Source organism: Bacteroides sp. AM16-24, assembly GCF_003471885.1.
Classification (GTDB): domain Bacteria; phylum Bacteroidota; class Bacteroidia; order Bacteroidales; family Bacteroidaceae; genus Bacteroides.
The window spans coordinates 24,774-32,643 of record NZ_QRKI01000029.1 but is presented as its reverse complement, the minus strand read 5'-3'; the positions used below and the strand labels follow the sequence as shown (position 1 = coordinate 32,643).

The following is a 7,870-nucleotide window of genomic DNA, read 5'->3' as shown; positions in this document are numbered from 1 at the left end:
TATTGCTTATTATCCGCACCCAAAAAGTTGCATTTATAAGTTGAACTCAAGAAGTATTCACCTGTAAGAAGTTACTAATGACAAAAAAGAAATTGCCCGTTCGTTTTACGGGTCAGCACTTTACTATTGATAAAGTGCTAATAAAAGATGCAATAAGACAAGCAAATATAAGTAATCAGGATACGGTTTTAGATATTGGGGCAGGCAAGGGGTTTCTTACTGTTCATTTATTAAAAATCGCCAACAATGTTGTTGCTATTGAAAACGACACAGCTTTGGTTGAACATTTACGAAAATTATTTTCTGATGCCCGAAATGTTCAAGTTGTCGGTTGTGATTTTAGGAATTTTGCAGTTCCGAAATTTCCTTTCAAAGTGGTGTCAAATATTCCTTATGGCATTACTTCCGATATTTTCAAAATCCTGATGTTTGAGAGTCTTGGAAATTTTCTGGGAGGTTCCATTGTCCTTCAATTAGAACCTACACAAAAGTTATTTTCGAGGAAGCTTTACAATCCATATACCGTTTTCTATCATACTTTTTTTGATTTGAAACTTGTCTATGAGGTAGGTCCTGAAAGTTTCTTGCCACCGCCAACTGTCAAATCAGCCCTGTTAAACATTAAAAGAAAACACTTATTTTTTGATTTTAAGTTTAAAGCCAAATACTTAGCATTTATTTCCTGTCTGTTAGAGAAACCTGATTTATCTGTAAAAACAGCTTTAAAGTCGATTTTCAGGAAAAGTCAGGTCAGGTCAATTTCGGAAAAATTCGGTTTAAACCTTAATGCTCAAATTGTTTGTTTGTCTCCAAGTCAATGGTTAAACTGTTTTTTGGAAATGCTGGAAGTTGTCCCTGAAAAATTTCATCCTTCGTAGTTCAAAGTCGGGTGGTTGTCAAGATGATTTTTTTGGTTTGGTGTCGTCTTTTTTTAAGCTGCCGCATAACGGCTGGCAAATTGGCGATGGAGCCGACTTTTAGCACAAATGTTGAATAGAATTACTAATCTTCAACATTGCACAAAAGTTCAATAGAAGTACTTCACCGGCTCTATTGCCAATTTGTTTGTTATGTGCCGTTTTATTCCATTTTATACATTTAACAATTGCTGAAACGTAAAGTCGGGTTTAAACATTTCAATTTCGTTTTGAGTTGATTCTTCTTGTGCTTCTTTGCCATAGATAAACATTTGCTGTTCATAATTTTTAACAGCCTCTTCAATGCTATTAAATTTTCCATCGGCTAGATTATCAGACAATATCAAGGCATCCACCAACCCACTATTTACTCCCTGCCCTGCAAAAGGCGGCATCAAATGTGCGGCATCCCCAATCATTGTTATGGGTAATGGGCGCTTGCTTTTCCAAGGCTTTTCTAAAGGAAATATCCGTGTAGCCAATCCTACAAATGACAACGTCGTATGAATCAATTCTTTGTAGCGTTCGTCCCAATCGGAAAATTCTTTCAGAAGAAAATCAACGACACTATTTCTGTTTTGAAAATCTACCTGCGTTTGGTTTTTCCATTCATCAGGTGTTTTAAAACTTATTCCAAAATGCAATGCACCATTATTATTGGGGTTAGCAAATAATAAATTACCTTGGTGAGATGCCATTAGCCGGTTTCCATTGCATAGCTGAAAAAATCCAGGACAGTTTATCTCTGGTTGATGAATATCGGCTTGTATATTGAAAGTACCTGTTTCTTCAACTTCCGTGTCGGTAACAAATTTTCTTACCTTGGACATCCCGCCATTGGCAAGAATAACCAAATCTGCTGTTTCACTCGGTTTATTCTCAAAAGTTAGTGTCCACTTCTTCTTACCAGGTTCAAGCATAACAAGTTTTCTATCCCAAATAACCGTGTCGTTTTCTAAACTATTCAACAAGATAGCCCTTAAGTCATTTCTGTTTATTTCAGGATTGTCAAATCGATTTTCGGGCTTTACATTTTTTGTGGATAAAATATTGCCTTTTTTATCAGCAATATTTACACCCATTGGTAAGGCTAAGTCATAATAAGTTTGTAACAATCCCGCTTTTTTCATTGCTTCCTGACCTGAACCTTTGTGTAGGTCAAGGGTTCCACCAAAAATTCTTGCCTCTCGGTCGTTGTCTCTTTCGTAAACTGAAACGTCTATGCCGTTTTGCTGTAATAATTTTGCCATAGTCAGTCCAACGGGTCCACCACCAATTATTGCAACGTTCTTATCACTAAGTAAATTCATTTGTTTGTCTGTATCTATTCGCATTGTCATTCAAAAATGGCCCATAACAATGGCTCGGCGAATTGGCGAAGTAGCGAAGCTGTATCGAAGATACAAAAGCGGAGCTATTTAGCCAAGTCGCTTGTTGTAAGCAGTCCGCGAAGCGGCGGCTTACGGCAAGCGACGTAAGTCGCCGAGCCATTGTTAGCAAGGAGCGCAGCGGATTGCTAACAACGGTTTGCAGCTATACGCAGGCAGGGATTTTTACCACTAAGCTACCTACGATGAACTGAACTTTAAATTTACCACTTTCCTGTCTTACGAAGCACGAACCCCCTGCTTGCGTATAGGTGATGTTATGCGGTCGGCTTTCATTTTCTCTTCTTTCTCGTTAATTTGTCAAGCAAAGTTACTAAATTTGCAGTCAAGCAATTTCAATTTTTGAATTATGTATTTCAGCAGACCTTGGACTTCTATCTAAGTGATAGGCAGTCCTGAATAAATTCCAATCAATCTTTTAGGGCAAGACAATCAGTCTATGCTTTGTGTGTGCTGTCATTTTTTTTGATGGCATTGCTTTGTCGTAGTTGCTCTGTCGGGTAATACTGTCTATTCACTTCTCTGTGATTTGAATTCAATTCAATACTACATCAAAGGCAAAACCAGACGAAATAGTAACAATTCCTTTAGAAGAATATATGAAAAGTTTATCTAATAATAATCTGCAATAAGAAAAGATTATGAAATCAATATTATATATAATAATTTTATCTGTTATAGCTCCATTGTTTATAGCTTGTTCAGAGGATTTGAACTTATGCGCACAGCAAAATACAGTGGTTGAAACTGATTATTCATGTGATGATGTGATTCTTCAAGAACGTAATCCATCTCTTCCAGATGTTATTACAGGACAACCTTCTTTTGATGAAGAGTTGACAAGAAGTGGTGAGATGATTGGGGGAACTGATAAATATCTAGGTTATGGTTATAAATTGCTTAAGGGGAATTATATACCAAGTGATTTTGATAACTTTACGCATTCCATACTTGATATTGAATCTCTAAAAGAATATGATGAATCATATATTGATGAAAATTATCCTAACTGGAACGACCAGTCATCGTTTGCTTATTATGATTTTAATAATTATACGCATTTTTCATCAATAAGTAAAACTGTGAAAAGTGGATTTTCTTTAAATCTAGGATTTTTTTCTATAGGGAAAAAGAAAACGACAACCGAAACATTTAGAACTTTTATTAATGAATCAAAAGAACAAGCTTATGGGGAAATGAATATATTGTTTGCTCATGGCAAATTTACCTTGTTAAGTTCCAATGGTTCTAATAAAGTGTTTGCAAGGCAGTTTTTAAGAAGGTCTTTTATTAATAATTTATATACCTCTCCTATATCATCTATCATTGATTCATATGGAGATTTTGTTGTTGTTGGTTATTATACAGGTGGAAGAGCTTTTGCGCAATATATGGGTAATGCGGATTCAAATACGAATGTTGAACAGAAAACTAAATCCTTAGAGAAAAATATTAATGCTTCACTTGTATATAAAGGTGATTCACTTAATGGGTCGTTCGGATTTAATGGAAAGGATGGTACTTTTGATTCTACAGTTTACAAAAGACAAGATATATTTATACGTGTAAAAACATTGGGTGGTATTCAAGATGAAACAGGTGTAGTGAATACTACAATGGCACTTAAAGACATAAATATAAACTTGCAATCTTGGAGAAAATCATTAAATGATTCAAAAAATCATACAGTGATTGATTTAATAGAAGAAGGATTATATCCAATGTCGGATTTTGTACTGGAAAGAAACTTTCAAAGACGTTTTGATGATACTTCTAAGGAAATTCTTCTTCCTGTTACAAGACTTTATACTCCGTCTATTACGATTGCAAGAGTATTGACAAAGACATCTGCTTCGGGAGAAAGTTTATATGATGTAGCTGCTGTGTTAACAACAAGACAGGGTGACCAAATAGTATTGAGTAAAAGTAATGCTACGGATGCGGAATTAAGGCAAAATGAAGATGATAATGTTTTTATCAAAAAAGCCCAAATTATATCGGCAGAAATATCAAGGTATTTCAGCTCTGATATTCAGATAAGTTATAATACTAGAAAGCGTATTAATCCTCAAATGCGTTCTCCGCTATGTATGGTTTTGGAGAACTTCAATGAAAAAGGTTTCTGTAAGTACTATCATGAGGCAACTAATATGGAATATTTATACGACCCAACTACCAAACTCTGTTTTTCATTTTTTGCAGATGAAAGAGATGAGAGTTTGCTGGAAGTATATGGTCTTAGTTCATGGGCTTCTAATTTAGTAGAAAAACAGATTTCAATAGCAACATTAGCAAATCTATACACAATTATAGGATTGTAATTTTGAAGTCTGGTATTTATATTAATATAATCTATTTTAATACATGGTACATTATTTTAAACAATCTTGCTTATTAATGCTTTGGGCATTATTTTTAGTAAACATAAGTTTTACAAGTTGTGATGATAAAAATCCAGAGGTACAAATAGGAGAACTTACTCCCCAAAAACTATATCAAACCTCATGGCGTGGTACAGGTCGTTGTGATGCTTGGGTAGTTCCCAATATGGGAGTAGGTATGCAATTTATAGATACTCAATCGGGGAAAGTAAATTGGGAAAGTTACGATGAAATTGATATTACTTACAAAATAGAAGGAAAATATATCATATTTAATAGCAATGCTTTATATTTAGGTGGTGCTCCTTGGGTTATTAAAAGCTATACCCAAAAACATATAACTCTTATACAAAATGAAGCAAGTCCAGATAAAGAGAAAGTAGCTATAATAGAATTAGATAGGATAGATTGATTTCGATTGTATTGTTAAAAGGTATGTATTTGGATGCTCTCTTTTCATATTATAAGTATTTGTTATTATACTGGTATCATTTTTATGAAATGGACATAGGGAAAAGAAGATTCTCGTGTTGCTCTTTCTGGGTTTCGGGGAGTGAAGGATATTAATCACATATTCATATTATTTATATATAATATGGCATTTTGTCCTTCTTCTTTTTCCCTATAGTTTTATGGTATCAATTCTTTGTGTCCGGCTTCCAGCAGCTTTTTGTATTTGGTATCAAAAAGGAGTTCTTCAGGGTGTACCAGGGACGATAATTCGGTATCATTTCATCATGCTATATACGCCCATCAGTGCCAGAACTCCAAAAGAATAGGTATCACAAATTCTTTAAAGTAATATTGGAAAATAAAAGAGAGTATTTTGTACTCTCTTTTATTTTATTAGGGCTGTAATAAATTGATGGCTTTTTGAAGATTAGCTTCTAGCTCTTTTTTAGCGTTTGACATAGCATCCTCATAGTTTTTTTCTGATTGTCTTATAATTTCTATTATAACAGAATTATAATTGGCTTTTTGCGCTTCATCTTCTTCTGTATTAGAAATCAGATAAAACTTTTCACTAAATATTAAATCTATAAAAACATAGTTAGAATAAAAATTCAGCACTTGAAATAAAAGTTTTAGGCTGCCCCCTTTTCCTAGTTCAAGATTTGAAATCGCATTTTGTTTACAGTTCAGCTGTTCTGCTAATTGAGCTTGGGAATATCCTATATGCTCTCGGATTTGCTTTAACCTTGTGCCTAAAATTGGTAATGTAATGTTATACATATTGTTCTATTACTGTTTCTACTTCGTCGTATATTCTCTTAAAGTTTTTTTGCAGTAATTTCTCTCTATTATCTGCTGTCCCAAAGTTATATACTTTTGGCAGTTCTTTGTAGGCTTCTTCTTCTTTCTTAATTTTTTTTAAATCTAAATTGGTTTTGCAATGGTACATCGCTGTTGGAAAATTATCTTCTTGTCCAAAATCTAATGCAACTTGCCCTACTAATGTACCAGCTTGTAATGAAGATATTTTGGATGCCGGGATAACAAAATCCATTTGTTCATTCATATTAATTGTTGTTTCGTTTCTTCTGATAGTAACACCTTCTTTTACTTGCTTAACTTTTCCAAATAGTTTTTGTAGCCAATCTAAAGTTTCAGGAGCTTTAGCTTGCCCGGATAAAGTGTTACCTATAATAGAAGTTATAGTTTTTGCGGTAGCTTTGCCGTATTGTTCTTCTAATTGCGGTAGTTCCTGTAATCCCAAACAAATTGAAACCTTATTGCTACGTGCAGTAGAAAGTAGTGTTGCAAGTTGATAAAAATATAATGTGGGACATTCATCTACTATGATTGAAGTAGGGTAGTTACCTTTTGTATTGACAAGTCTAGTTAATCGGTTAATGATAAGTGCATTTAAAGCACTATTCATGCTTTGTGTTTTAGGGTTATTTGCAATGATAAGATAACTAGGGTCTTTTTTATCTGATACTTTTAAATTGAAATCATTGCCACTAAATACCCAAAAAGATTCTTTAGTAGCCAGTCTTGATAACTGTACTTTTAGACTTGCCATCTGTCCTTCTAATTGGTCCACTGCTCCTGATTTATATGCAGCTTCAAATGGGGAAACTAGTGATTTTAATTCAGGTTCGGAAAAGAGGACTTTAAAAAGTACGTCATATTCTTGATTAAGGAAAGCCAGTACATGCGGTAAATCTGAATATTTGCCATTCTCGTATCTAGACCAAAAATAAATAGAAGCTGCTAACAAGTTTACTGCTGATGTTTTAAAAAAATCGCTATTACCTCCACTTCCTTTGTCGCCTTTTTGTAAACTCTCATATAATGCTTCTGCCGTTTCTGTTGCATCTGCTAGGATTTCTATATATTCTCGTTTCAATGGGTTTATTCTTCTACTATATTCAATATCAGAAAAATTAATGACATTGAACTTGAAATTACTTGGTATTTTTCCTAATTGCTTGTTCTTTTGATAATTATAATATGCAATTTTGGCAAGTTCAGGAAATTTGAAGTCGTAAACAACTTCTGCAAATCCTTTAGCTGAATGTTGTCTTATAAAAGAATTTATAACAGAAAAAGATTTACCACTTCCAGGCGTTCCTATTACGAAAGTTCCACGAAAACAGTTACATATATTCAGCCACCCATTATGCCACTTTCTATTGTAGAAAAACTTCATCGGAATATTGACAGAGAATTCTGTTTCTACCTTGTCTTTAGATTGTTCAAAGCTTTCATTCTCTATATTAAATCTATCTTTCATAAAGTTTGATTTAATACGTTTGGAAATGTTATCTAGAGCTGAATTTATTAATGTCGCTCCAATTATTGATAGTATAATGTAAGCTATATTATACCATTCTAAACTAGTTTCTCCTTTTTCTTTAAAGAAAAGAAAGCATATACTTCCAAAGAACATTATGAATCCAAAGATTAAAGGAAAAATGATTTGTTTAGTCGGGTCTAATTCTAAATCCTTTTTTGAACGTGTTCCAATGCAAGTAACCATTATAATAAAGAATGTAAATAGTTTACTATAAAGAATATTAGAATAGATAGGAATTTTTGCCATTTTTGATAATAAGGGCATAATTTGTTCACTAAAGGGAAAATGAACAAATAGTAGAATCTCTATGCAAACAGTTATATAAATGAATGCTTGCATGAATCCATATAGTTTTTGTAATTCTTTGCTTTCTTCCATGAT

6 protein-coding genes are annotated in these 7,870 nt (G+C 33.5%); 3 read left to right on the top strand and 3 right to left on the bottom strand.

Annotation, left to right across the window (positions count from 1 at the left end):
• Nucleotides 1–77: 77 nt before the first annotated feature.
• A complete protein-coding gene (gene erm(F), locus DW182_RS21230) occupies nucleotides 78–878 on the top strand; it encodes a 23S rRNA (adenine(2058)-N(6))-methyltransferase Erm(F) (RefSeq protein ID WP_002682030.1) in 801 nt (266 codons plus the stop codon).
• 212 nt (nucleotides 879–1,090) lie between these two features.
• Here the strand turns inward: erm(F) and tet(X) are convergent, their stop codons facing one another.
• Complete coding sequence (gene tet(X) / locus DW182_RS21225; protein WP_005783159.1) at nucleotides 1,091–2,257, bottom strand: tetracycline-inactivating monooxygenase Tet(X); 1,167 nt, start codon at nucleotides 2,255–2,257, stop codon at nucleotides 1,091–1,093.
• 689 nt (nucleotides 2,258–2,946) lie between these two features.
• Here tet(X) and DW182_RS21220 point away from each other — a divergent pair.
• Both DW182_RS21220 and DW182_RS21215 read left to right on the top strand, forming a co-directional pair.
• Nucleotides 2,947–4,626, top strand: coding sequence for an MAC/perforin domain-containing protein (locus DW182_RS21220; protein ID WP_007559167.1), 1,680 nt, complete (start codon nucleotides 2,947–2,949; stop codon nucleotides 4,624–4,626).
• 76 nt (nucleotides 4,627–4,702) lie between these two features.
• Nucleotides 4,703–5,098, top strand: coding sequence for a hypothetical protein (locus tag DW182_RS21215; protein WP_004295347.1), 396 nt, complete (start codon nucleotides 4,703–4,705; stop codon nucleotides 5,096–5,098).
• A 434-nt stretch (nucleotides 5,099–5,532) separates the two neighbouring features.
• On the opposite strand, the gene DW182_RS21210 is transcribed toward DW182_RS21215, so the two are convergent.
• Together DW182_RS21210 and DW182_RS21205 are read right to left on the bottom strand one after the other, a co-directional pair.
• Nucleotides 5,533–5,919 carry a helix-turn-helix domain-containing protein gene (locus tag DW182_RS21210; RefSeq protein ID WP_007559164.1) on the bottom strand — a complete coding sequence of 129 codons (387 nt, stop codon included), beginning with the start codon at nucleotides 5,917–5,919 and terminating at the stop codon, nucleotides 5,533–5,535.
• Nucleotides 5,912–7,867 carry a type IV secretory system conjugative DNA transfer family protein gene (locus DW182_RS21205; protein WP_004295345.1) on the bottom strand — a complete coding sequence of 652 codons (1,956 nt, stop codon included), beginning with the start codon at nucleotides 7,865–7,867 and terminating at the stop codon, nucleotides 5,912–5,914. Before DW182_RS21205 ends, DW182_RS21210 begins: the two co-directional genes overlap by 8 nt.
• Nucleotides 7,868–7,870: the final 3 nt, after the last annotated feature.

Bases quoted from the DNA above. Each gene is read 5' to 3' on its own strand.
- DW182_RS21220 (WP_007559167.1), top strand. From the start codon at position 2,947: ATGAAATCAATATTATATATAATAATTTTATCTGTTATAGCTCCATTG.
- DW182_RS21215 (WP_004295347.1), top strand. From the start codon at position 4,703: ATGCTTTGGGCATTATTTTTAGTAAACATAAGTTTTACAAGTTGTGAT.
- DW182_RS21210 (WP_007559164.1), bottom strand. From the start codon at position 5,919: ATGTATAACATTACATTACCAATTTTAGGCACAAGGTTAAAGCAAATC.
- DW182_RS21205 (WP_004295345.1), bottom strand. From the start codon at position 7,867: ATGGAAGAAAGCAAAGAATTACAAAAACTATATGGATTCATGCAAGCA.